The sequence below is a fragment of the Pseudoxanthomonas sp. OG2 genome (assembly GCF_014192765.1).
GTDB lineage: Bacteria > Pseudomonadota > Gammaproteobacteria > Xanthomonadales > Xanthomonadaceae > Pseudoxanthomonas_A > Pseudoxanthomonas_A beigongshangi.
Genome location: NZ_JACHYM010000001.1, coordinates 2080133 through 2103755, shown reverse-complemented (window position 1 = coordinate 2103755; position 23623 = coordinate 2080133). Strand labels below are relative to the sequence as shown.

25 protein-coding genes are annotated in these 23623 nt (G+C 68.8%); 10 read left to right on the top strand and 15 right to left on the bottom strand.

Annotated elements, in window-relative coordinates:
- Positions 1-10 precede the first annotated feature (10 nt).
- The 9 genes from FHW78_RS09670 to FHW78_RS09630 all read right to left on the bottom strand — a co-directional run bounded on the left by FHW78_RS09670 (position 11) and on the right by FHW78_RS09630 (position 7353).
- Positions 11-1285, bottom strand: a complete 1275-nt coding sequence (locus tag FHW78_RS09670) for an efflux RND transporter periplasmic adaptor subunit (RefSeq protein WP_183639666.1) — start codon at positions 1283-1285, stop codon at positions 11-13.
- Positions 1282-2553 carry a TolC family protein gene (locus tag FHW78_RS09665; protein WP_183639665.1) on the bottom strand — a complete coding sequence of 424 codons (1272 nt, stop codon included), beginning with the start codon at positions 2551-2553 and terminating at the stop codon, positions 1282-1284. The genes FHW78_RS09670 and FHW78_RS09665 overlap by 4 nt, the downstream gene beginning before the upstream one ends.
- Positions 2554-2608: 55 nt before the next feature.
- Positions 2609-3001: a DUF2946 family protein gene (locus tag FHW78_RS09660; RefSeq protein ID WP_183639664.1), complete on the bottom strand. Its 393-nt coding sequence runs from the start codon at positions 2999-3001 to the stop codon at positions 2609-2611.
- A 145-nt stretch (positions 3002-3146) separates the two neighbouring features.
- The gene (locus tag FHW78_RS09655; protein ID WP_141455054.1) at positions 3147-3488 is read right to left on the bottom strand and encodes a lipid-A-disaccharide synthase N-terminal domain-containing protein; all 342 of its coding nucleotides are present in this window, start codon (positions 3486-3488) and stop codon (positions 3147-3149) included.
- 1 nt (position 3489) lies between these two features.
- Positions 3490-4215: a glycosyltransferase family 2 protein gene (locus FHW78_RS09650; RefSeq protein WP_183639663.1), complete on the bottom strand. Its 726-nt coding sequence runs from the start codon at positions 4213-4215 to the stop codon at positions 3490-3492.
- A gap of 82 nt (positions 4216-4297) precedes the next feature.
- The gene (locus tag FHW78_RS09645) at positions 4298-5197 is read right to left on the bottom strand and encodes a ParB/RepB/Spo0J family partition protein (protein ID WP_141455056.1); all 900 of its coding nucleotides are present in this window, start codon (positions 5195-5197) and stop codon (positions 4298-4300) included.
- Complete coding sequence (locus FHW78_RS09640) at positions 5197-5994, bottom strand: AAA family ATPase (protein WP_183639662.1); 798 nt, start codon at positions 5992-5994, stop codon at positions 5197-5199. The genes FHW78_RS09645 and FHW78_RS09640 overlap by 1 nt, the downstream gene beginning before the upstream one ends.
- Positions 5995-6161: 167 nt before the next feature.
- Positions 6162-6809, bottom strand: a complete 648-nt coding sequence (gene rsmG, locus FHW78_RS09635; protein ID WP_183639661.1) for a 16S rRNA (guanine(527)-N(7))-methyltransferase RsmG — start codon at positions 6807-6809, stop codon at positions 6162-6164.
- Between the two features lie 28 nt (positions 6810-6837).
- Complete coding sequence (locus tag FHW78_RS09630; protein WP_255443278.1) at positions 6838-7353, bottom strand: 4'-phosphopantetheinyl transferase superfamily protein; 516 nt, start codon at positions 7351-7353, stop codon at positions 6838-6840.
- A 269-nt stretch (positions 7354-7622) separates the two neighbouring features.
- Between FHW78_RS09630 and FHW78_RS09625 the strand changes: the two genes are divergently transcribed.
- Positions 7623-7880, top strand: coding sequence for a GlsB/YeaQ/YmgE family stress response membrane protein (locus FHW78_RS09625; RefSeq protein WP_183639660.1), 258 nt, complete (start codon positions 7623-7625; stop codon positions 7878-7880).
- Between the two features lie 123 nt (positions 7881-8003).
- On the opposite strand, the gene xth is transcribed toward FHW78_RS09625, so the two are convergent.
- From xth to FHW78_RS09605, 4 genes are all read right to left on the bottom strand, one after another.
- Positions 8004-8774 (bottom strand): exodeoxyribonuclease III, encoded by a 771-nt coding sequence (gene xth / locus FHW78_RS09620; protein WP_183639659.1) that lies wholly within the window; start codon positions 8772-8774, stop codon positions 8004-8006.
- A gap of 109 nt (positions 8775-8883) precedes the next feature.
- Positions 8884-10440, bottom strand: a complete 1557-nt coding sequence (locus FHW78_RS09615) for an MFS transporter (RefSeq protein WP_183639658.1) — start codon at positions 10438-10440, stop codon at positions 8884-8886.
- Between the two features lie 213 nt (positions 10441-10653).
- Positions 10654-11637, bottom strand: coding sequence for a prolyl aminopeptidase (gene pip / locus FHW78_RS09610; RefSeq protein ID WP_183639657.1), 984 nt, complete (start codon positions 11635-11637; stop codon positions 10654-10656).
- Positions 11638-11640: 3 nt separating this feature from the next.
- The gene (locus FHW78_RS09605) at positions 11641-12513 is read right to left on the bottom strand and encodes an EamA family transporter (protein WP_183639656.1); all 873 of its coding nucleotides are present in this window, start codon (positions 12511-12513) and stop codon (positions 11641-11643) included.
- Between the two features lie 116 nt (positions 12514-12629).
- On the opposite strand from FHW78_RS09605, the gene FHW78_RS09600 reads away from it, so the two are divergent.
- Positions 12630-13103 carry an Lrp/AsnC family transcriptional regulator gene (locus FHW78_RS09600; RefSeq protein WP_183639655.1) on the top strand — a complete coding sequence of 158 codons (474 nt, stop codon included), beginning with the start codon at positions 12630-12632 and terminating at the stop codon, positions 13101-13103.
- A gap of 268 nt (positions 13104-13371) precedes the next feature.
- Here the strand turns inward: FHW78_RS09600 and FHW78_RS09595 are convergent, their stop codons facing one another.
- Positions 13372-14781 carry a coniferyl aldehyde dehydrogenase gene (locus FHW78_RS09595; protein WP_183639654.1) on the bottom strand — a complete coding sequence of 470 codons (1410 nt, stop codon included), beginning with the start codon at positions 14779-14781 and terminating at the stop codon, positions 13372-13374.
- A 50-nt stretch (positions 14782-14831) separates the two neighbouring features.
- On the opposite strand from FHW78_RS09595, the gene FHW78_RS09590 reads away from it, so the two are divergent.
- Together FHW78_RS09590 and FHW78_RS09585 are read left to right on the top strand one after the other, a co-directional pair.
- Complete coding sequence (locus tag FHW78_RS09590) at positions 14832-15374, top strand: gamma carbonic anhydrase family protein (RefSeq protein ID WP_183639653.1); 543 nt, start codon at positions 14832-14834, stop codon at positions 15372-15374.
- Between the two features lie 230 nt (positions 15375-15604).
- The gene (locus tag FHW78_RS09585; protein WP_225562394.1) at positions 15605-16447 is read left to right on the top strand and encodes a DUF2167 domain-containing protein; all 843 of its coding nucleotides are present in this window, start codon (positions 15605-15607) and stop codon (positions 16445-16447) included.
- A 16-nt stretch (positions 16448-16463) separates the two neighbouring features.
- Here FHW78_RS09585 and FHW78_RS09580 read toward each other — a convergent pair whose 3' ends face one another.
- Positions 16464-16730, bottom strand: coding sequence for a YkgJ family cysteine cluster protein (locus FHW78_RS09580; RefSeq protein ID WP_183641432.1), 267 nt, complete (start codon positions 16728-16730; stop codon positions 16464-16466).
- Positions 16731-16892: 162 nt separating this feature from the next.
- On the opposite strand from FHW78_RS09580, the gene FHW78_RS09575 reads away from it, so the two are divergent.
- Genes FHW78_RS09575 through FHW78_RS09550 form a run of 6 tightly spaced genes read left to right on the top strand, consistent with a single transcriptional unit; the run spans position 16893 to position 23597 of the window.
- A complete protein-coding gene (locus tag FHW78_RS09575) occupies positions 16893-17576 on the top strand; it encodes an RDD family protein (protein ID WP_183639651.1) in 684 nt (227 codons plus the stop codon).
- The gene (locus FHW78_RS09570) at positions 17573-18568 is read left to right on the top strand and encodes a stage II sporulation protein M (RefSeq protein WP_183639650.1); all 996 of its coding nucleotides are present in this window, start codon (positions 17573-17575) and stop codon (positions 18566-18568) included. Before FHW78_RS09575 ends, FHW78_RS09570 begins: the two co-directional genes overlap by 4 nt.
- Positions 18558-20138, top strand: a complete 1581-nt coding sequence (locus tag FHW78_RS09565) for a DUF4129 domain-containing protein (protein WP_183639649.1) — start codon at positions 18558-18560, stop codon at positions 20136-20138. Before FHW78_RS09570 ends, FHW78_RS09565 begins: the two co-directional genes overlap by 11 nt.
- Positions 20135-21313, top strand: a complete 1179-nt coding sequence (locus FHW78_RS09560) for a DUF4350 domain-containing protein (RefSeq protein ID WP_183639648.1) — start codon at positions 20135-20137, stop codon at positions 21311-21313. Before FHW78_RS09565 ends, FHW78_RS09560 begins: the two co-directional genes overlap by 4 nt.
- Positions 21314-21342: 29 nt before the next feature.
- Entirely contained in the window at positions 21343-22302 is a 960-nt protein-coding gene (locus FHW78_RS09555) for a MoxR family ATPase (RefSeq protein WP_225562395.1), read from the top strand.
- Positions 22299-23597, top strand: a complete 1299-nt coding sequence (locus tag FHW78_RS09550; protein WP_183639646.1) for a DUF58 domain-containing protein — start codon at positions 22299-22301, stop codon at positions 23595-23597. The genes FHW78_RS09555 and FHW78_RS09550 overlap by 4 nt, the downstream gene beginning before the upstream one ends.
- Positions 23598-23623 lie beyond the last annotated feature (26 nt).

The following is a 23623-nucleotide window of genomic DNA, read 5'->3' as shown; positions in this document are numbered from 1 at the left end:
GGCCGGGTCCTCAGTGGTCGTGGGAAGCGCCGGACTTCTCGATGTCCGCCTTCACCACGTAGCTCTGTTCGACCACGACCTGGTCGCCCGCCTTCAATCCGGACAGCACTTCCACCCGTTGCGCGTCGCGCTTGCCGAGCTTGAGCGGCCGTACCTCGTAGGTGTCGCCGACCCGCACGAACACCACGTCCCAGTCGCGGAACTTCTGCAGCGACGCCACCGGTACCACCAGCGCGGCGGGTTGCCGATCCACGGTGACGCGCGCGGTGATCGCCGAACCCGGCCGCCATTGACCGTCCGCGTTGGCGATGACCGCGCGCGCGACCGTGCTCTGGCTGGCGGTGGCGGTGCCGGGCAGCACGCGTTCCAGGGTGGTTTCGGCCTGCGCGCCGTCGCTGATGCGGGTGATGGTCACCGGCGAGCCGGCGCGGATGTGCTGGGCGTCGAAGCCGAACACGTGCAGATCCACCCACAGCGTGGACAGATCGGCGACCTCGAACAGCGTCGTGCCTTCGGCCGCGACCGATCCCACTTCGGCGTTGCGCGCCAGCACCACGCCGTTGATCGGCGTGCTGACGGTGTAGGTGGTCAGGCTGAGGTTGCTTTCAATCGACGCCAGCGCCTGTCCGGCGCGCACCCGGTCGCCGACGTTGGCGGCGAGCCGGCGGATCGGGCCGGGAAAGCGCGCGGCGACCTTGGCCACGCGGCCTTCGACCGGGGTCAGCAGGCCCTGCACTTCATGTTCGTCGGCGATGATGCCGGCGCCCGCCGGGGCGACCCGGATGCCGGTCTGTTGCGCGATCGGCGCGGCGATCTCGGTGCGTCCCTCATAGCTGGGATAGGCCCAGCGCAGTGAACGCCCCTCGATGCCCGCCAGTACTTCCACGTCGAAGGAGTGCGGTTCGATCACCTCGGCCGTGCCGAGCAGGCTGCCGTCGGCCTGCGCCTGCAGGCGATGGGTCTCGGCAAGGCCGCCCAGGCGCTTGAGTCGGACTTCGACCGTGCCGGCGCTGGCCGGCAGCGGTTTGCCGTCGCGGTACAGCCAGGCCTGGAATTTTGGCGGCGTGCCGTCCTCGGCCATCGCCAGTTCCACCGCCAGGCCCTCCTTTTCCAGCAGGCGGCCGCCGTGCTGGCCGGTGGCCGCCTCGGTTTCGGCGTGCTCGTCGGAGGCGTGGCCGTGTTCGTCGCCAGCGGCTTCGCCATCGGCGCCGCCGCCGCAGGCGGCCAGGGCCAGGGTCAACAACAGCAGCGGCATCCACCGCAGGGCGGGAGTGCGGATATTCATGGGGAGGTTCCTTGTGCGGGGGCGGCGGCCACGAACGGCTGGCCGGTCAGGCGCTGGATTTCGATCAGCGCGCGCTGTGCGTCGAGGGCGGCGTCGAGCTGCTGCCGGCGCGCGCTGGTGCGCTCGGATTGCAGCTGCGCCCATTCCAGATAGCTGATGGCGCCGGCGCGATACGCGCGCTCGGCGGCGCGTTCGGCCTTGGCCAGCTTCGGCAGCACCGCCTCGTCCAGGCGCTTCACTTCGAACTGCGCGGTGCGGTAGCGGCCATGTGCCTCGGCCAGGGTCGAGTACAGCGCGAGCCCCTCGGCTTCGCGTTCGATCTCCACCAGCGCCAGCTCCGCCTCGGCGGCACGGATGCCGGGTTCGGCGCGGCGCGCGCTGCCCAATGGAATCGCGACGCTGGCCATCAGGCCGGTATCGCCGTTCTCCTGCAACCGGCGCACGCCGAACTGCCAGTCGACATTGGCGCTGCGTTCGCTGCGCGCCAGTTGCACGCGTGCTTCGCGGATGCGGCGCTCGTCGGCGAAGCGGGCCAGCTCGGGCGTGCTGTCCAGCAAGGCGGCCAGTTCGCCGAAGTCGGCGACCGCCGGCAGCGCCAGCGGATTGCCGGCCACGGTGTCGAAGCCGGGATCGCGTTCGCCCCACAGCGCGGCCAGATGCTGGCGCGCGGACATCAACAGGCGATCGGCACGATCGCGCTCCAGTTCCGCGCGGGTGAGCGCGGCCTGCGCGGTCAGCAGCACCGATTCCGGCGAAGCGCCCGCGGCCAGCCGCTGGCGCGCGGCCGCGACCGTGCGCGTGCGTTGCTCGATATCGTCCAACGCCACCACGCGCTGGCGCTGGGCGGCGGTGATGGCCAGGTAGCGGCGCGCGACTTCGGCCAGCAGATCCAGCCGGCGGGTCTCGCGCTGCACCGCCAGCGCGTCGATGCGGCTTTGCGCCAGCGTGCGGCGGGCGTCCCACTTGCCGCCGCGTTCGAGCACGCCGGCCAGGGTCAGGCTGATTTCGGCGCCGCCGAAACCGCTGACGTCACCGGTGCCGAGCGCGTTTTCGACCGACGCGCCGGCGGTGAGGCCCGGACGCAGCGCGGCGACTTCGGCTTCCGCGGCGAGGACGCGCTGCTGGCCGTCGACCAGGCGCAGATCGGGATGGGTACGGGCGACGCGCGCGAACGCGTCGTCCAGGGACAGGACAACAGGCGACTGTGCCCGCGCGGGTGCGACGGACACGGCCACGAAGGCGGCCAAAGCCGCCAGACGCAACCACATGGGAATTCTCCGAAAGGATCGAGGACGAACGAAACCCGGCCGGGCCGGGAGTGCCTCAGATCGCTATCGGCGGGCGCAACAGCTTGTCGCTGCGGTGGGTGGGAACCGGCGCGTCGTGCGGGAACGACACGGAATCCAGCGGCGCGAGCGGCTGCCAGATCGTGGCCGCCATCGGCATCGCAGGCGCGTGGCCACAGCAGTGCGTGGCATGCATCAGGGCATGCAGCAGGCCGCGGGTCTTGCCGGATTCGTCGTCCCCGCGCTCGTGCCCTTCGCCGTCCGGGACCGCGTCCGCATCCACGTGCGAATGCAGGCCGCCGCCGTGGCCGAGTTCGTGGACGCCGCCCACCGAGGCCATCACCGGCTGTGCGATCACGCCCAGCAGCAGCACGCACAGCGCCAGCAGGCGCATGAGGGTGGGGCGGCGGAAGCGGCGGAGCAGGGGCATGGCTGCACAGGCTAACGGCGGGGCATGGCGTTACACAATCGCAGGGGCGACGGGGATTTGGGCCGGCGCCAAGAGCGAATCCCCCTCGGTCCCCCTTCTTCGAAGGGGGAGGAACAGCGCGGTAGGGTACGGCGACGCCTCGCCGTCAGTGGCTGGCCTTGTCGCGGTGCCAGCCGCGGTGCCGGATGTCCAGGTACAGGCTGTACAGCGCGGTGAAGGCCGGGAACAGGTTCTGCAGTACGCCGACCGAGTCCTGCTTGGCCGAAAACAGGAAGTAGCTCAGCGTCATCAGGCTGCCCAGCACGCTCATGTACCAGAACAGGCGCGGGATGACCGGCTTGCCGGCGCGCCGGGAGGCGATGAACTGGACCAGCCAGCGGCCGCCGAACATCAGTGCGCCGGTGTAGCCGATCAGCTTCCAGCCGGTGACATGCAGGCCGGTCCAGTAGAGCGCCTCGATCGGCTGGTTGAGCCAGTGCACTTCCACCTCAGAGCTCCCGGACCGCCGTGCGCTTGCCGCGCTTGATCAGCCAGGCCACGCCGCGCAGGTCGCTGATGCCGACCAGCGCGCGGTTGAGGTTGTTGTACTTGGACACGCCGGCGGTGCGATGGCGGTGATTGACCGGCACACTGATCGTCTTCCAGCCGGCGCGCTGCATCAGCGCGGGCAGGTAGCGGTGCATGTGATCGAAGTAGGGCAGGTCGAGGAAGGCTTCGCGTTCGAACAGCTTGATGCCGCAGCCGGTATCCGGCGTCTCGTCGCGCAGCATGCGCGAGCGGATCGCGTTGGCCCACTTGCTGGCCCAGCGCTTGCTGCCGCTGTCCTGGCGGTTGACCCGCCAGCCGGCGTAGAGCCTGGTCTGCGCCTCGCCGCCATCGCGCGCGGCGATCAATTTGGGAATGTCGGCCGGATCGTTCTGGCCGTCGCCGTCCAGGGTGGCGATCCAGGCGCCGCGCGCGGCCTTGACGCCGGTGCGGATGGCGGTGCTCTGGCCGCTCTGCTGGACATGTTGCAGCACCCGCAGTTCCGGCACGCGCGCCTTCAGGGCCTGCAGCACGGCCAGGGTGTCGTCGCGGGAATGGTCATCGACGTAGACGATCTCGAAATCGATCCGGCCGCGCAGCGCGGCGGTGATCTCGTCGATCAGGGGCGTGACGTTGTCGCGCTCGTTGAAGACCGGGACGACGACGGAGAGGGCGGGGCTGGATGTCATGGGCGCCTATTTTGCCGCCACCGGCTGAATCTGGTCTTGTCGATGTGTCGGCGCGCCTCCGCTGGGGGCGCGCCCCGGGGCCTCAGCCGCGCGGGCCGCGCAGTTTTTCCAGCACGCCGTCGAGGGTGTCTAGATCGGTGTACTGGATGATCAGCTTGCCCTTGCCGCCGCGTCCGTGGGCGATGGTGACGCGGGTGCCGAGGCCTTCGGACAGCTCGGTTTCCAGGGCGGCGATGTCCGGCTGCGGCGCGGCCTTGCCGGGCTTGGCCTTGCGGCCGATCACCGGCACCTTGCCGGCGGCGAACTGCTGGGCGCGGTGTTCGACCTCGCGCACCGACCAGCCCTGGTCGGCGGCATCGGAGGCCAGCTTGCTGGCCAGTTCCGGCGACAGCGTCAGCAGCGCGCGGGCGTGGCCCATTTCCAGCCGGCGCGCTTCCAGCAGCGCGCGGATGGCCGGCGGCAGTTCCAGCAGGCGCAGCAGGTTGGACACCGCCGCGCGCGAACGGCCGACCGCTTCGGCGGCCTCGGCGTGGGTCAGCGAGAATTCGTTGATCAGGCGTTGCAGCGACTGCGCTTCTTCCAGCGGATTCAGATCCTCGCGCTGGATGTTCTCGATCAGCGCCATCGCGATGACGGTGCGATCGTCCAGCTCGCGCACCACCACCGGCACTTCGGCCAGGCCGGCTTCCTGCGAGGCGCGCCAGCGACGCTCGCCGGCGACGATCTCGAAGCGTCCGGGCGCCAGTTCGCGCACCACGATCGGCTGGATCACGCCCTGCGCCTTGATCGACTCGGCCAGCTCGCTGAGCTTGGCCGGATCCATCGCCATGCGCGGCTGGTACTTGCCGGGTTGCAGGTGAGCGACCGGCAGGGTGCGCAGGGCCTCGCCCGGCTGGGCTTCCGGCGGTGGGGTCTCGGCCGCCTTGGGGCCGAGCAGGGCTTCCAGCCCGCGGCCCAGGCCGCGTTTCTTCGACGCGCTCATCAGGCGTACTCCATCCTCTTTTCTTGCTTCTTGCGTTCACTCTGGCGGCGGATGATTTCCCCGGCCAGGCCCAGGTAGGCGACGCCGCCGCGCGAAGTGCGGTCGTAGCCGACGATGCTCTGGCCATGGCTGGGCGCCTCGGCCAGGCGGACGTTGCGCGGCACGATGGTGCGGAACACGCGATCGCCGAAATGCTGGGTCAGTTCCGCCGAGACGGCGTTGGCCAGGTTGTTGCGCACGTCGAACATGGTGCGCAGCACGCCCTCGATCTCAAGGCCGGGATTCAGTCGTGTCTTCAGCGCCTCGATGGTTTCCACCAGCGCGCTCAGGCCTTCCAGCGCGTAGTACTCGCACTGCATCGGCACCAGCACCGAGTCGGCCGCGGTCAGCGCGTTGAGGGTGAGCAGCGACAGCGCCGGCGGGCAGTCGATGATGATGAAGTCGTAGTCGGCGCGGATCGGTTCCAGCGCGGCCTTCAGGCGCAGCTCGCGGCCGTCGATCTCCATCAGCTGGATCTCGGCGGCGGTCAGGTCGATGTTGCCGGGAAGCAGGTCGAAGCCTTCCTGGGTGCTCACGATCGCCGTGCGCGCGTCGACTTCCTGCAGCAACACGTCGCAGGTGGAATTCTCGAGTTCGCGCTTGTCCACGCCGCTGCCCATGGTGGCATTGCCCTGGGCGTCCAGATCCACCAGCAGCACGCGCTGCGGGGCACGCGCCAGCGCGGCGGCCAGATTGACGGCAGTGGTGGTCTTGCCGACGCCGCCTTTCTGGTTGGCGATCGCGATGATGCGGGCCATGCGGGTGGTCGCCTCGGGACACGGGGTGGATGGGGGATTATGCGGGGTCCGGACCGGTCCTGCGAATTCGCCTCGCCGATCCGGCCGCGCGGCGGCGCCCGGGAACGGCGCTCATGCCCTCGAGGCGTCCAACGATATCAATCGGTTATGGGGATCGAGGCGCGGGTTCAGGCGCCTGCCTTGCGCACCACGATCAGATGGCGCTCGCCGACCAGGCCGGGCACGCGCAACGGATGGATGGCCTCGACCTGCCAGTCCGGTGGCAGCGCGGCGATTTCCTCGTCCGGCCGCACGCCCTTCATCGCCAGCAGGGTGCCGCCCGGTTTCAGCAGGTGTCCGCCGACGGCGATGATGCCGGCCAGCGTGTCCATGGCCCGCGCGGTCAGGTGGTCGTAGGCGGCGGGTTCGTCCAGCGCCTCGGCGCGCGATTCGGCCACCCGCGCGTTGCCCAGGCCCAACTGGCGCACCGCCTCGCGCATGAAGCGGGCCTTCTTGCCGTTGCTTTCGACCAGCGTCACCCGCAGTCCGGGGTGGGTGATGGCCAGCGGAATCCCCGGCAGCCCCGGTCCGGTGCCCAGATCGGCCAGGCTGCCTTTGGCGACGTGCGCGTGCATGGCCAGCGAATCCAGCAGGTGGCGGGTCACCATCTCGGCCGGGTCGCGGATCGCGGTCAGGTTGTAGGTGCGGTTCCAGCGGTGCAGCAGGGCCAGATAGTCCAGCAGCGGCGGCGCCAGGGCGGCGGCGTCCAGGCCGAGTTCGGTCAGGCCCTGGCGCAGTTGCGCGTCCAGGCCGGCGGGCAGCGTCGAGGCATTCATCGCGCGCATTATCCCCGAACGGCGGGACTCAGGCCCGCCAAGCGAGCGCGCCGCGGTAGCCGGGCAGCGGTTCCCATTCGTGCAATTGCCATTCGGCCGGGGAGCCCAGCGCGGGATCGCAGTCGATCAGCTGCAGGCCGCCTTCGCGTTCGCCGAACACCAGCTTCTCCAGGCCGAAGGAGACGCCATGGCCGTGTGCCTTCAGCAGCGCTTCCTTGGCGCACCACAGGCGCACGAACGCGCCGGTGCGCGCCGGGTCATCCTGCGCGCGCAGCCAGTCCAGCTCACTGGGGTGGAAGAAGCGCTGCGCGATCTCCATCATCCGCGGCCGTTCGCGATGGCGTTCGACATCCACGCCCAGGTCGCGTGCCGGCCCGAGCGCGACCAGCAGCACCTCGCCGCTGTGGCTCCAGCTGATCGCCTGGTCGTCGAAGGGCGCCGCGAAATGGGGCTTGCCGCGTGCGTCGCGCCGGATCGGCAAGGCGTCGGCCGGCTGTGCCAGTGCTTCGGCCAGCACCTGCCGCGCGGTCGGTTCGCCGCGCATGCGGGGGGGATGCGCGCGCAGCCAGACCTGGAACCGCCCGAACCGCCAGGCGGGCGGCGTGGTCGCGGATGGGAAGATGGAGGGAATCTCGGTCATGGTCGGCCGGTGGTGCGGGGCAGCGTGCATCGCGGCGCGATCCGCGTTATCACCGCGCTGCAAGGATGCCATTCCCCCTATCCGGCTTAACAGTGGTTTCACGGCGGCAATCGCTTAATCGCACCGTCCCCGGTCTTCGGGGCCGGAGTCCACAACGGAAGGAGACAGGCAGAATGAATTTTCTCATCTATCTGATCGTCGGTGGTATCGCGGGCTGGCTGGCCAGCCTGGTGATGAGGCGTGATGGTTCGCAGGGCATCATTCTCAACATCGTGGTCGGCATCATCGGTGGTTTCCTGGGCGGATGGCTGCTGCCGGCGCTCGGGCTGGGCCTGGGAGGAGGCTGGATCGGATTCCTGGTCACCGCCTTCATCGGCGCAGTGGTGTTGCTGCTGATCGTCAACCTGTTCACCCGGGGACGCGCACGCTGACGCCACGATGATCCGGTTTCGCTGCGGCCGCGTGCGCTGATTCGAGACGCACCCAAGGTCCGTGGCATCACAAAGGCCCGGCGCACGCCGGGCCTTTGTTTATTTCCTTCAAACGAGTGCGGATCAGCCGGCCAGTTGCACCCAGGCCGGCGCGTGGTCGCTGGGGCGTTCCCAGGTGCGCGGCTCGCGATCGATGCCGGCGGCGGCGGCCTGCGCGCGCAACGCGTCCGAGACCAGGGTGAGATCGATGCGCAGGCCCAGGTTGCGGCGCAGCCCGCCCATCCGGTAGTCCCACCAGCTGTACACGCCGGCTTCGTCGTTGTGCATGCGGAAGGCGTCGTGCAGGCCGAGCGCGTACAGGCGGCGGAGCGCGTCGCGCTCGGCGACCGAGGTCAGGATGTGGGCATCGCCCCAGACTTTGGGGTCGTAGACGTCGCGATCGTCCGGGGCGATGTTGAAATCGCCCAGCACGACCATCTTCGGGTGCCGCTGCAGCTCCTCGGCGAGCCAGCCGTGCACGGCATCCAGCCAGCGCAGCTTGTAGGCGTACTTGTCGGTGCCCACGTCCTGGCCGTTGACCACGTACAGGTTGACGATGCGCAGATCGCCCACGGTCGCGGCGATCACGCGCTTCTGTTCGTCCTCGAAACCGGGGACGCCGATCTGCACCTCGGTGGCCGGCACCCGCGACAGGATCGCCACGCCGTTGTAGGTCTTCTGTCCGGCGAAGATGCTGCGGTAGCCCAGCCCGGCCAGCACGGTGTCGGGGAAACGGTGATCCTCCAGCTTGGTTTCCTGGATGCCCACCACGTCCGGCGAGAACGCACCCAGCCATTGCTCCAGATGCGGCTGGCGGACATTGAGCGAATTGACGTTCCAGCTGGCGATCTTCATCCCGTGCATCCGTGGTCGTGGGCGCCCGCGGGCGCCAGAGAGATAGAGGCGTCAGTGTAAGTGATGTGTCCGCGACGGCGTGCGCGCGGCAGGCGCCACCTTGGATGCCTCATGCGCCGGAAGCCTCGTTGGCCACGCTCGCCACATGGCCTTCGCCCTCGCCATCGCGCATCAGGTGCGAGGCCATCCACGCCGCCAACAGCATCATCGTTCCGCCGAACACCGCCACCAGCCGCATGGCGTCGGTGAACGCGGCGCGCGCGGTCGTTTCGATGGCGATGGCCAGGCCGGCCGGCAGCGTTTCGGCGGTGGCGATCGCGCCGCCCAGCGTGGACAGGGCATGACCGGCGGCGGCGTGGGCCAGATCCGCCGGCAATGCCGGCTCCAGCCAGAAGCGGTACAGCGCCATGCCGGCGCTGCCGAGCAGCGCGATGCCCAGCGCGCCGCTGAGTTCGGCGCTGGTTTCCGCCAATGCCGACGCCGCGCCGGCGCGTTCCGGCGGCGCGGTGGTGATGATCAGTTCATTGCCCACGGTGAACACCGGCGCCATGCCGATGCTCATCGCCAGCATGCCAGCGATCAGGATCCACAGCCCGTGCGGCGGCACCACCAGCGCGGTGATGCCGAAGCCGACCGCCGCCACCAGCAGGCCGCGCACCATCACCCGCCGCGCGCCCCAGTGGCGCGCCAGCTTCGGCGCCAGCAGCGATCCCACGGTGAAGCACAGCGACCACGGGACGGTGGCGAAACCGGCTTCCAGCGGCGACAGCCCCAGCACCAGTTGCAGGTACTGGGTCATGAAGATGTACACGCCCATCATCGACAGGCCGGCCAGCGCGTAGGCGACGATCGCCGCGCTGAAGGCGGGACGGCGGAACAGGGTGACATCCAGGAACGGATAGTCCAGGTGCCGCTGTCGGCGCACGAACAGCACGCCCAGTACCAGGCCGGCGGCCAGCACCAGCAGACCGCGCGTATCGGCGCCGTACTCGGCGATCCGCTTGAGGCCGTACACCACCGCCAGCACCGCGAACAGCGATTGCGCCATGCTCGCCGGATCCAGCCGGCCGGCGTCGGGATCGCGGTATTCGGGCAGCAGCTTCGGTCCCAGCAGCAACAGCAGCACCATCACCGGCACCGCGGCCAGGAACGCCGCGCCCCACCAGAACCATTCCAGCAACAGGCCGCCGACCAGCGGGCCAATCGCGCCGCCGACCGAGAAGCTGGCGATCCAGACGCCGATCGCGAACTGGCGCTCGTGCTCGTCATGGAACATGTTGCGGATCAGCGACATCGTCGACGGCGCCAGGGTGGCGCCGGCCACGCCCAGCAGCGCGCGCATGGCGATCAGCATCTCCGCGCTGCGCGAGAAGGCGGCGATGATCGAGGCCGCGGCGAACGCGGCCGCACCGATCAGCAACAGTCGGCGCCGGCCGATGCGATCACCCAACGTTCCCATCGTGATCAGGAAGCCGGCCACCAGGAACCCGTAGATGTCGACGATCCACAGCAGTTGCGAAGTGGAAGGGTTGAGTTCGGCGCTGATCGCCGGCAACGCCAGGTTGAGCACGGTCAGGTCCATCGCGTAGACCATGCAGGGCAGGGCGATGGCGGCCAGGCCAATCCATTCGCGGCGGGTGGCCTTGGGGGACGTCGGGGAGATCATGGGCGGTCCTGTGCGGGGTGACCTGACTATGACGCGCGAGCGGTGCGGTTTTCGACAGCGGGAAAATGCATGGGGGCCGCTTTCTCCGCCGTCGCCTGAATGACGGCGGGAGGACGATATCGATGAACGGGCCTTGCCGTCATCCCGGCGGTCTCCAATGGCCGGCAGGTCGGTCAAGCCGGGACCTGTATATGGGTGCTGCACGCGGGTGAATCACGGCGGCGCGGCCCCGCTGGGCCGAAGGGATCGCGAGCCACGCTCGCGCTCCCAATGCCGTGGGAAGGCATGCGCCGCCGTCTCGGCCAGCAAGGCCGCTTGGATGCCGGGTTCGAAAGCGGAATGGCCCGCATCGGGCACGATGGTCAGACGCGCTCCGGGCCAGGCTCGGGCGATGGCCAGCGCGCCATCCACCGGGCACAGCATGTCGTAGCGTCCATGCACGATCGCTCCCGGCAGATCACCCAGTCGTTCCGCTGCCGCCATCAGCGCTTCCGGTTCCGTGAAAGCCCGGTTGATCGTGAAATGCGCTTCGATGCGTGCAAGCGCCAGGGTTTCCGGTCCGGGGAGGATTCCCTCCCCGGAAGGCAACAGGCGTTCGCAGGCCGCTTCCCAGCGGCAGAATGAAACGGCCGCCGGCATGTGCACGGCCGGATCGTCGTCGCACAGGCGTCGATGGTAGGCAGCCAGCAGGTCGCCTCGCTCCTCTTCGGGGACGAACTCTTCGAACCCGGCGAATGCCTCCGGCCAGAACCGGCGTAGCCCGCCATAGTCCCAGGCGATATCGTCCTCGCGATTCAGCCAGATGCCGCGCAGGATGAGGGCGACGCAACGATCGCGATGCTTGCCGGCGTAACTGAGCGCCAGCGTGGAGCCCCAGGATCCGCCGAACAGCAACCACCGATCCATGCCCAGCCGCTGGCGTAGCCGCTCCATGTCGGCGACGAGGCTCCAGGTATCGTTGGCGTCCAGGCTGGCGTTCGGCCTGGACTTGCCGCATCCCCTCTGATCGAACTGGATGATGCGGTAGATATCCGGGTCGAAGAACCGCCGATGATAGGGAGAAGAGCCCGCGCCGGGGCCGCCATGCAGGATCAGCGCCGGCTGGCCGTCCGGGTTGCCGGACTGGCAGTAGTGGATTGCATGTCCGTCTCCGACATCAAGCAGGCCCTCCGCGAAGGGATCCAGAGGTGGAAACATGGTTCAGTCCTTCGGTTGTTTGTGGAGGGCGACACCCAGCATCACCAAGGCGATGCCCAGCATGTCTTGACCGTTAGGGATTTGAGCCAGGACCAGCGCGCCAACCAGCGTAGCCACGGCGGGCAGCAGCGCCAGCATGAGGGCGAAGGTGGAACGCTTGAGCTTCGCCATTGCGAGCTGGTCGCAGACATAGGGGATGACCGAGGAGCAGACACCTACGCCGATCCCGGCCATGACTAGCAGAGGGTCGCTGAAGGCGGCGAGGGCTTGTTTGAAACCAATCGGCAGGACGACGATCAGGGCGATCGCCATGGCGGCGCCCAGCTGCTTGATGCCATTGCCGGCACCCGTCCGGGCCATCCGATGACCCAGCAGGATATAGGCGACGAACAGCGCACCGTTTAGAAAAGCCCAGAACAGGCCGACGGGATCACTCGACCAGGTGACATCGATCAGGGCGAAGACGCCAACGACAGCGAGCGCAAGGGCGGCAAGGTTCCGTTTCGTGCGCAAACCATGGACGGCAATGCTGATGGTGCCGACAAACTCGATGGCGGCGACAAGGCTGATCGGCAGGCGGTCGAGAGCAAGATAGAAGGCGCAGTTCATCAGGGCCAGGCAAACGCCCATTGCCGCGATCAACCAGCGGCCGGACCTGTCCGCCCGACCGAGCGTTTGCCACGGTCGGGTGATCGGAGCGAAGACGAAAGCCGCCGTCGCGATCCGCAACCACGCTACCCCCAGCACACCCACGGCCGGAAAGAGAAGCACGGCAAAGGAGGGACCGAGATAGTGGAACACGGCGCTGACGCCGAACCAGAGGTGGGGCGGCAAGGCATCAAGGGCGCGGCGCGCAGGCTGGGGTATCGCTTCCATATGATCATGATAGAAGGCGATATTCTCGTTTTACATGGACAAAATAAGGTCGAAAGCGCATTCTTCTGAGGCTTTGGATTGAAATATGACCGTTTTGCCTAAAAAAAGAAGAAGCCATGAGCCGACGCATTGTTCGACCCCTCGACACGCTTGATCGACGGTTGCTGGAACTGCTGTCGGAGAATGCGCGGCTATCGATGAAGGAACTCGCCGACAAGGTCGGTCTTTCTCCGCCCGCCGCGGCCGAGCGCGTCAGGAGACTCGAGGAGAGCGGCGTCATCGAGGGCTACACGATTCGATTGAATCCTGGCGCCGTGGGGCTGCCGCTGGCGGTGCACATGCGCCTGCGGCCGATGCCCGGCGAACTCTCGCGCGTTGCCACCCTTCTGCAGGAGACGCCGGAGGTCGTGGAAGCAGAGCGTGTGACGGGGGACGACTGCTTCGTCGCACGTGCTTTCGTGCGAGGGGTGGAGGAACTTGAGTCCCTGATCGACCGGTTTCTTCCTTATGCCGCGACCAATACGGCGATCATCCAATCCTCGCCGGTGAAGCGTCGCATGCCCCGGCTGCCGCTCGACGAGGGAGATTGACCAACCAATCTCCGCTCTCGGCAACCGCCTGGTTGCTGATCGGTGTCGCGGCAACCTTGCGCGATCTGCATGGTCGGACCCGGCCACCCTCGTTTCCTGCGGGGGGCCTGCCAATCGCGCCGTCGTCATCCCGGCGGCCTCCAACGACCGGTAGGTCGGTCAAGCTGGGACCCATTCTGCCGTCAATGAATTCCGGCGTTCGCCGGAACGAGAACCGGATTCCGGCCCGCTTCGGCATCGCCGACGCGGGGCCGGGAGCTCGCCGGCGCTATCGGACGATGAAGTCGATGAACCGCGCCACCTTCGCGTAGGGCGGCTTGAGCATGTCGCTGCCGGCGCGGCGGCTTTGCCAGAGGATCGGCAGAGCCTTGCTGAACGCGTCGAAGCCGGCTTTGCCGTGGTAGGCGCCCATGCCGCTGGGACCGATGCCGCCGAACGGCAGATCGTTGATGCCGAAATGCAGCACGGTGTCGTTGACGGTGACGCCGCCGGCCAGGGTGTTCTTCAGGATCTTCTCGATCCGGGAACGGTCGTTGCTGAAGGGATACAGCGCCAATGGGCGATCGTGCGCGTTGACGTAGGCGATGGCCTCGTCGAGCGAATCGACCGAACGGATCGGCAGGATCGGGCCGAAGATCTCATCCTGCATCACCTTGGCGTCATCGCCCGGATCCAGCACCAGGGTCGGTGGGAACAACCGCTCCCGGGCATCCTCGGCGCCGGCCAGCGGAATCACCGTCAGGCCACGTGTCTGCGCGTCGTCCAGATAGCCACGCAGCCGCGCGAACTGGCCGTCGTTGATGATGCGGGTGTAGTCGCCCGGATTCTGCAGATCGCCGTAGCGCGCCTTCACCTGTTTGCGCAGCGCTTCCACCAGCGCATCGCGGCGGTGCGCCGCGACCAGCACGTAGTCCGGGGCGATGCAGGTCTGGCCGCCGTTGAACCATTTGCCGGTCGCCAGCCGCGCCGCGGCCTGCTCCAGCGGATAGTCGTCGCAGACGATGGCCGGCGACTTGCCGCCCAGTTCCAGGGTCAGCGGGGTCAGCTGCGGCGCGGCGGCGGCCATCACCTTGCGGCCCACCGCGGTGGAACCGGTGAACACCAGATGGTCGAAGGGCAGGCCGGCGAAGGCCGAGGCGATCTCGGGACCGCCGCTGGCGACCGCCACCCGATCGGCGGGAAAGACCTCGGCCAGCAGTTCGCGCAGGAACGCGGTGGTGCGCGGGGTGTGTTCGGAGGGTTTCAGGTAGACGTGGTTGCCGGCGGCGATGGCGGTGGCCAGCGGGATCAGGGCCAGGTTGACCGGGTAGTTCCATGGCGCGATGACGCCCACCACGCCGACCGGTTCGGGCCGGATCTCCGCGCTGGCGGGCCAGAACCGCCAGCCCACCCCGACCCGGCGCGGCTGCATCCAGCGGCGCAGGTGCTTGAGCAGGTGATCGATCTCGTTGAGCACGGTCATCCCGTCGGCGATGCGGCTCTCGTGCAGCGAACGGTGGCCGAAATCGGCGGCGATGGTGCGGGCCATCTCGTCCAGCCGGCGCTTGAGCGCGTCGCGCAGGCGCTGCAGATCCGCCTGCCGTTGGGCCAGGTCGGGTCGTCGTGCCTGCCAGGCCACGCGCAGGCGGTCGAGGGTGGAGGGGAGTTCGGTCGCGGGCGTGTCGGCGGGAGTGTCCATGCACCGGAGTGTAGGCCCGGACGCGTGCGTATGGTCGCTACAATGGCGACATGACCGCTATCCGCCCCTATCTTGACCGTTTTCCCGCCCTCGGCCCGCGCGTCTACGTGGACCCGGCGGCGACCGTCATCGGTGACGTCGAACTGGCGGAGGACGTCTCGGTGTGGCCGGGCACGGTGATCCGGGGCGACGTCAACCACATCCGCATCGGTGCCCGCACCAACGTGCAGGACGGCACCATCATCCATGTCAGCCACCACAGCCCGTACAACCGGGCCGGCCATCCGACCCTGATCGGCGCCGATGTCACGGTGGGTCACGGCACCATCATCCACGCCTGCACCATCGAGGATCTGTGCCTGATCGGCATGGGCGCGTGCATCCTGGACGGCGCCACGGTGAAGAAATACGGCTTCGTCGGCGCCGGCGCGGTGGTCGGTCCCGGCAAGGTCATCGGCGAGGCCGAACTGTGGCTGGGCAATCCGGCACGTTTCGCCCGCCGGCTCAGCGACAAGGAAATCGAGAGCCTGCACTACTCGGCCGCCTACTACGTGCGCCTGAAGGACCAGTACCTGCAAGCCGCGAAGGACTGACGTCTTCCGGTTTCCACGGTCCGGCCGGAAACCGCCGGTTGCCGGGATTGCGTTCCGGCTTGCCTGGAACCCGCCGAATCCTTTGCCAATGGCCGGAGGCTTGCCTGCCGCCGGCGCTCCGGCAACACTGGCGCGGGACAGGGATCTGTCCATCAACGGGGAAGAAAATGCTGAAACCATGGTTCGGTGGCCTGCTGGCCGCCGTGGCACTGGCGTGGGGAACGCCGGCAATGGCGCAGGAAGACGGGGAAGACGCCGGCCCGAGCGCTGAACAGTTCGTCGCGGGATTGCAGTTCAAGGAGGGCGGCATCACCGTGCCAAAGGCACACGCGCGCTTCCAGCTGACGCCGGACTTCCGCTACCTGGAGCAGGCCGAGGCCCGCCGCGTGCTGGAGGATCTGTGGGGCAATCCGCCCGATGAATCGGTGCTGGGCCTGATCGTGCCGCGCAAGCCGGATCTGCTGGCCGACGACAGTTGGGCCGTCGTGGTCACCTACTCGGACGAGGGTTATGTCTCCGACGAGGACGCGGCCAAGATCGACTACGCCGAGATGCTGACCGAAATGAAGCAGTCCATGCGCGAGGAGAACGGCGCGCGCAAGGAGGCCGGTTACGGCACCGTGGATCTGGTCGGCTGGGCGGTGCCGCCGCGCTATGACGGTTCGGCCAAGAAGCTCTATTGGGCCAAGGAACTGTCCTTCAACGGCAGCGCCGAACATACGTTGAACTACGACATCCGCGTACTCGGGCGGCATGGCTATCTCAGCCTCAACGCGGTGGCCGACATGACTGAACTGGCGCAGGTACAGAAAGGCATGCAGGAACTGCTGCCGATGACCGAGTTCGACGCTGGCGCCCGCTACGCCGACTTCGACGCATCCACCGACAAGGTCGCCAGTTACGGCCTGGCGGCGCTGGTCGGTGGCGGACTCGCGGCGAAGGCCGGCCTGTTCGCCAAGATCGGCCTGGTGTTCGCCAAGTTCTGGAAGCTGCTGCTGATCGGTTTGGTCGCGGTCGGTGCGGGCATCCGGCGCGTGTTCGCCGGCAAGAAGGAAAAGCCGACTGTCAGTTGATATGCATCGCCAGGCATCAGGGCCGGGTGGCCCGCTCCAGCGCGTCCAGGTAGGCCATGGCCTCCTGGCGGCTGCGCCCGCACATTTCCGGTCCCGGCTTGAGGGTGGCGCAGAACCGGGGGCGTTCGGGCTGGCCGAACAGCCGGCAGCGCAGCGCCTCGTCCAGTTGCACGCAGGCCACGCCCGCCGGTTTGCCGGCGGGCATGCCGGGGATCGGCGAGGCGATGGACGGCGCGGTGCAGCAGGCGGCGCATCCGGCGCGGCAGGGAAACAGCGATGACATGGCGGCAGTGTAGCCTTGCGCGGACTGGGCAAGCGCCGCCGTGGCGGCTAAAGTCGCAACGGATGGAACAGGGGATCGGATCGCGCATGGCGCGCAGCACGCAGATATCGCCAGGACGGCGCACCGCCAGCACCCGCACGCGGGCCGGCATCGGGTGACGCATTGAAACTGGACACCTACCGTGAGGTGATCACGCCCGAGGGCGTCGCCCTGCATCTGCCGGCTTCCGGCCCGGTGCCGCGCGCGGTGGCCTGGTCGATCGATCTGGCGGTGCGGGTGGGCATCCTGTTCGTGGTCGGCACCGTGCTCGGCTTGATGGGCAAGATGGGCCAGGGCCTGTCGATGGTGCTGATGTTCATCGTCTACTGGATCTACCCGATCGCCCTGGAGGCGTTCTGGAACGGGCAGACCGTCGGCAAGCGCGCGATGGGCCTGCGGGTGGTGTCGGCCGACGGCGCGCCGCTGGGTTGGCTCGCGGCGATCACCCGCAACCTGCTGCGCACGGTCGACATGTTGCCGTTCGGCTACATGGCCGGGCTGATCAGCAGCCTGGCCGATCCGCATGGCCGCCGGCTTGGCGACATGGTGGCGAGGACCGTCGTGGTCCACGTGGATCATTCGCGCGACGCCGTGCCGGCACCGGCCGACGTGGTGGTGGCGGTGCCGCCCGGGCTGCAGCCCGACGAACAGGCCGCGATCGTCGCCTTCGGCGAACGCGCGCCATTGCTGACGCCGGCACGCCAGGCCGAGCTGGCCGACATCGTCGCGCCGTTGACCCAGGCGCAGGGACAGGCCGGCGTATTGCGCCTGTACGGCATGGCCAACTGGCTGGTGGGGCGTCGATGAGGCAGGAGCAGTTCGTCGCCCGCTACCAGCGCGAATGGCTGGCCTTCGAACACTGGCTGGATCTGCGTGGCGAGCCGCGCCAGGCGCGCGATGCGCGCAACCGCGCCGAACTGGCCGACGAGGACGTGCCGGCCCGCTATCGCCGCATCTGCGAGCAGCTGGCGCTGGCGCGCAAGCGCGGCTACAGCCCGCAGATCACCGATCGCCTGCAGCAGCTGATGCAGCGTGGTCACAACCTGCTGTACCGCACGCCGCCGCCGCGCTGGCGGCGCGCGCTGGTGTTCGTGCTGGCCGACTTCCCGCGGCTGGTGCGCAGCGAGGCGGCCTGCATGTGGGTTGCCGCGGCGCTGTTCGCGTTGCCGATGATCGTGCTGTTCGTGCTGCTGCAGTACCAGCCGGAGCTGATCCACGGGATCAAGGCGCCGGAGGAAATCGCCTCGATGGAGCGGATGTTCGATCCCAACGACCCGCGCCACCGGCTTGGCCGCGACTCGGGCAGCGACTGGTACATGTTCGGCGTGTACATCATGAACAACACCAGCATCGGCCTGCGCGTGTTCGCCAGCGGGCTGCTGGGCTGCCTGGGACCGATCTACGTGCTGATCTTCAACGGCGTGGACATCGGCGCCTCGTTCGGCCACCTCCAGCAGATCGGTTCGGCCGATCCGCTGTGGCGCTTCGTCGCCGGGCACGCGCCGTTCGAGCTGACCGCGATCGTCATCACCGGCGGCGCCGGCCTGCGGCTGGGCTACAACCTGCTCGCGCCCGGGCGGCGGCGGCGGGTGGACGCGCTGGTCGAGGCCGGCTGGAAGGGTGCGCGGATTTGCCTGGGCGCGGCGTTGATGTTCTTTGTCGCCGCCTTCATCGAAGCGTTCTGGTCCTCGATCCAGTCGATTCCCGCCCCGGTGAAATACGGCGTCTCGGCGACGCTGTGGACGCTGGTGCTGTTGTGGCTGTGGCGCGGCGGCCGGGGAACCCCCGATGAGGCTTGAACAGCTCACCGTCCAGCTGCGCGCGCGTTCGTCCTGGGAGGCGATGGAACTGGGCATGGCGCTGGTGCGCCGGCACGCGGCCGCGATCTGGAAGCCCTGGCTGCTGGTGACGCTGCCGGTGTTCGTGCTGCTCAACGCGGCCGGCTGGGCGCTCGACCTGATCGGCCTGGCCGGATTCCTGATGTGGTGGCTCAAGCCGGTGTTCGACCGCATTCCGATGTACGTCGCCTCGCGCGCGGTGTTCGGCGCGGTGCCCGGCGTACGCGAGACCGTGCGCGCGCAGGCGAACTGGGGCTGGAAGCCGATGCTGCACTACCTGACCTGGCGGCGCCTGAGCCCGGTGCGTTCACTGTACCTGCCGGTGGACCTGCTGGAAGGCGTGCAGGGCCAGCGCCTGCGCGAACGCCGTCGCGTGCTGGGGGGAGCGATCTACGGAAACGCCGCGCTGCTGACCCTGGTCTGCCTGCACTTCGAAGGCGCGCTGTTCCTGGGCGGCATCGCCGGCATCCTGATGTTCACGCCGCTGGAGCTGCTGCCGGAAACCCTGCGCACCACCTGGACGCTGATCGTCGAGCAGTCGCCGGCTTGGGTGAGGATCGGCCTCAACGCGCTGGCCTGGATGGCGATGTCGGTGGTGGAACCGTTCTTCGTCGGCGCCGGCTTCGGCCTGTACCTCAACCGCCGTACCCAGCTCGAGGCGTGGGACGTGGAGATCGTGTTCCGCAAGTTGCGCGGCCGGCTTGCCCGCGGCGCGTCGGCGCTGGTTGTCGCGCTGGTGCTGATGGGGGGCCTGGTGCCGGGAATGGCGCGGGCGCAGAGCGAGGACCCGGAGGTTCCAGCGGCCGAGGATTCCGACGCGCACGTGGTGTCCGATGGTGCCGATGACGCGCCGAAGCCGCCGACCCTGCCGGAAGTCTTCGGCGATCAGCGGGTTGACGATGGCGGTTTCCGCCGCGCCAGCGCGCAGGCCTACCGGGATCCGTCGCTCAACCGCAGCGTGGTGCAGAAGCAGTGGGAGCGGATCGACAAGGCCGAGCCCGAGACGCCCTCCCGGCGTCCGCAGATGGGTTGGCTGCAAGGCGTGGCGGCGTTGTTCGCCTTCCTCGCCGAATGGGGCCTGTGGATCCTGCTCGGCGTGCTGGTGCTGATCCTGCTGGCGACCGCGCGCTACTGGTTGCCGTGGATGCGCGGGGTGGGCGGACGTGCGCCAGTGTTCGATGCCGACGTTGCCAGCGAACCGGTACGGATTCCCGAAGCGCTGCCCGATGACGTGGCGAGCGTCGCCCGTCGCCTGTGGCGCGAAGGGCGCGCGCGCGACGCGTTGGCGCTGCTGTACCGGGCCGGCGTGCAGGCGATGGGCCGCCGCGCGCAGGTGGAATTGCCGCCGGGCGCCACCGAGGCCGAATGCCTGCGGCTGTCGCGGCGGATGGCGCAGGTGGAGGATCGGCAGCTGTTCGCCCGCATCGTCCGGGTCTGGCAGTACGCGGCCTATGCGCAGCGGCTGCCGGAGGAGGCGGAGTTCGAATCCCTGCTGGGACAGATGCAGGCGCGCGGCGGGTGGCTGGCATGAAGCGACCCGGAAAGGTGGCCCTCATCGTCGCCCTGACCCTGCTGGGCGGTTTGCTGATCGCGGCCGGCGTGTACTGGTTCACGCGCAACTACCACCGGGTCGACCAGACCCTGTACCTGCCGCCCAACGGCGAGGCGGCGTACAACCCGCTCTACGCGCTGCGCAAGGCGCTGGAGGTCGATGGAATAAAGGCGCAGTCGCGGCAGCGGCTCGCACTGGACGCGCATCCGCCGGGACCGCGCGATACCGTGCTGCTGTTCAACGAAGCCAGTGGCCTGGACGCGGTGCAGGCCGAACGGCTGCTGGACTGGGTGGAAGGCGGTGGCCACCTGCTGGTGCGCACGCCGCCCCAGCGAATCTGGGACGGCAGCCCGGATCCGCTGCTGTTGCAGTGGCTGGGCGTGGAGAGCACCGACGACAGCAGCTGCGCCGACCTGCAGGTGGAAGGCCAGCGCGCGCATGTCGAATTCTGCCGCGGCCGGCGTTTCCGCCTGCACGACGTGGAACCGGAACTGGCCTGGGGCGACCTGGATGCCGGCTACGTCTACGCCCGCCTGGCCCATGGCGACGGCCACGTCGACGTGCTGGCGGACTTCGATTTCCTGACCAACCAGGGCGGTGCCGGCAATCCGTTCGGGGACCCGCTGAAGGCGCCTCAGGGCGGCTTGCGCGATCCGCCGCACCAGGCGCTGGCGAGACAGGTGCTGGCGCCCAACTACGGCGCCGGCACCATGCACCTGGTCTACGCCGCGGACATGCCGTCGCTGCTGCGCACGATCCTGTTCCGCGGCTGGATGGTCTGGCTGCCGCTGCTGGTCGCGCTGCTGGCGTGGTTGTGGTCGCGGATGCAGCGCTTCGGCCCGCCGCTTCCGGCACCGCCGATGGATCGCCGTTCGCTGCTGGAACACGTGCGCGCCAGCGGCGATCACCTGTTCCGCTACGGACGCGGCGTGCTGCTCTACATCGCCGCCCGCCAGGCCTTCCTGAGCCGTTTGCGCCGCCGGGATCCGGTGGCCGCCGCGCTCGCTGGCGAGGCCCAGATCCAGGCGGTGGCCGAGCGCCTGGACATCCCGGTCGAGACCGTGCGCAACGCCCTGCAGACGCCGTCCACGCAGGACAAGGCCGGCTTCCGAGACCGCATTTCCACCCTGATCCAGCTGAGAAACCGACTATGAACGATTCCACCGCCGCAATCCACGGCGCAATGACCGGCGAAATCCTGGCCGAACGCGCCGCCCAGGTGCGCGAGGAAGTGTCCAAGGCGTTCATCGGCCAGGCCGAAGTGCTGGACCAGATCCTGATCGCGCTGCTGGCCGGCGGCCACGTGCTGATCGAGGGCGTGCCCGGGCTGGGCAAGACCTTGCTGGTGCGTGCGCTGGCACAGGCGCTGGAACTGACCTACGCGCGCGTGCAGTTCACTCCCGACCTGATGCCCAGCGACGTCAGCGGACACGCCGTCTACGACCCCAAGACCGAGAGCTTCAAGATCCGGCGCGGCCCGGTGTTCACCCACCTGCTGCTGGCCGACGAAATCAACCGCGCGCCGGCCAAGACCCAGTCCGCGCTGCTGGAAGTGATGCAGGAAGGGCAGGTGACCATCGAGGGCAAGTCCTTCGAACTGGCGCCGCCGTTCATGACCCTCGCCACCCAGAACCCGGTCGAGCAGGAAGGCACCTATCCGCTGCCGGAAGCGCAGCTGGATCGTTTCCTGCTGAAGATCCTGATCGACTATCCGGCGCTGGACGACGAAAAGCGGATGGTCGACGCGATCACCACCGGCCGCACCGCCGGCGACTTCGATCTGTCGCAGGTGCGACGCGTGCTTGGTGCGGCCGACATCCTCGCCATGCAGCGAGGCACCGCCGCGGTGACGGTGGACGAGCAGGTGATCGATTACGCGGTGCGCATCGTCGCCGCCACCCGCAAATGGCCCGGCATTTCGCTGGGCGCCGGCCCGCGCGGCAGCATCGCGCTGGTGCGCGCCGCTCGCGCGCAGGCGGTGCTGCAGGGACGCGATTTCGTCACGCCCGACGACGTCCGCGACATCGCCACGCCCGCGCTGCGCCATCGCATCGCGCTGGCGCCGGAACTGCAGATCGAGGGCCAGTCGCCGGACGACGTGCTGCGCGCCCTGCTGGCCAAGGTGGAAGCACCGCGCAAATGAGACCCGCTTGGCCACTGATCGCCTGCCTGGTGCTGTGGGGCCTGTCCGGCCTGGCCGCGCTGTTCGCCGGCATGCCTCGGGTGGCCTGGCTGGGCGCGGGCGCGGCGGTGATCCTGCTGGCGGCGATCGACGCGCTGTGGCTGCGGCGCCGGCCATCGCCGGTGGTTGAGCGGGAGATGCCGGATGCGTGGCCACTGGGGATCGCGCGCGAGGTGTCGGTGCGCCTGGAAGCGGCGTCGCGGCAGCGCGTGGACGTGTTCGATCTGCATCCCGGCCACTGGACCATGCAGGGCCTGCCGCAGCGGCTGCGGCTGCGCCGTGGCCAGTCCACGTCCTTCCACTATCGGTTGAGCCCGACCGAACGCGGCGACGCGGTTTTCGAAGGCACGCAGATCCGCCTGCACTCGCCGCTGCGCCTGTGGTGGCAATCGCGCCGGATTGGCGAGTCGCGCACCGTGCGCGTGTATCCGGACTTCGCGCCGCTGACCCGGTTCGCGTTGTTCAGTGCCGAACAGGCTTCGCGGCTGGTCGGCGCGCACCTGAAGCGCCGGCGCGGCGAGGGCACCGACTTCAACCAGATGCGCGAGTACCGGGTGGGCGACAGCCTGCGCCAGATCGACTGGAAGGCGACCGCGCGCGCGCGCAAGTTGATCTCGCGCGAATACCAGGACGAGAAGAACCAGCAACTGGTGATGCTGATGGACACCGGCCGCCGGATGATGGCGCGCGAAGGCGGCCTGTCGCATTTCGACCATGCGCTCAACGCCACCCTGGTGGTGTCCTACCTGGCGCTGCGCCAGGGCGACGCGGTCGGCCTGGGCGCCAGCGGTGGCGAGCGCCGCTGGGTCGCGCCGCAGCGCGGCATGGGCGCGATCGATACCCTGCTGCGGGCCAGCTATGACCTGCAGCCGCAGCCGGTCGCCACCGATTACCTGGCCGCGGCCACCGAGCTGTCGTTGCGCCAGCGGCGTCGTTCGCTGGTGATGCTGGTGACCAACGTGCGCGACGAGGACATCGAGGATCTGCTGGCCGCGGTGCGGCTGCTGCAGAAGCGCCATCTGGTGTGCGTGGCGAGCCTGCGCGAACGCGAACTGGACGAGGCGCTGGCCGCGCCGGTGAAGGATCTGCCCGGCGCCGTCCACGCCGGCGCGATTGCCCGTTACCTGGAGCAGCGCGCGATCGCGCACGACGCCCTGCGGCGACACCACGTGATGGTGCTGGACGTGACCTGCGCGGATCTGCCGGCGGCGCTGGTGGAGCGCTACCTGGCGGTCAAGCGCGACGGATTGCTGTAGCCCGTCGCTCCGCGCCCCATCGAACC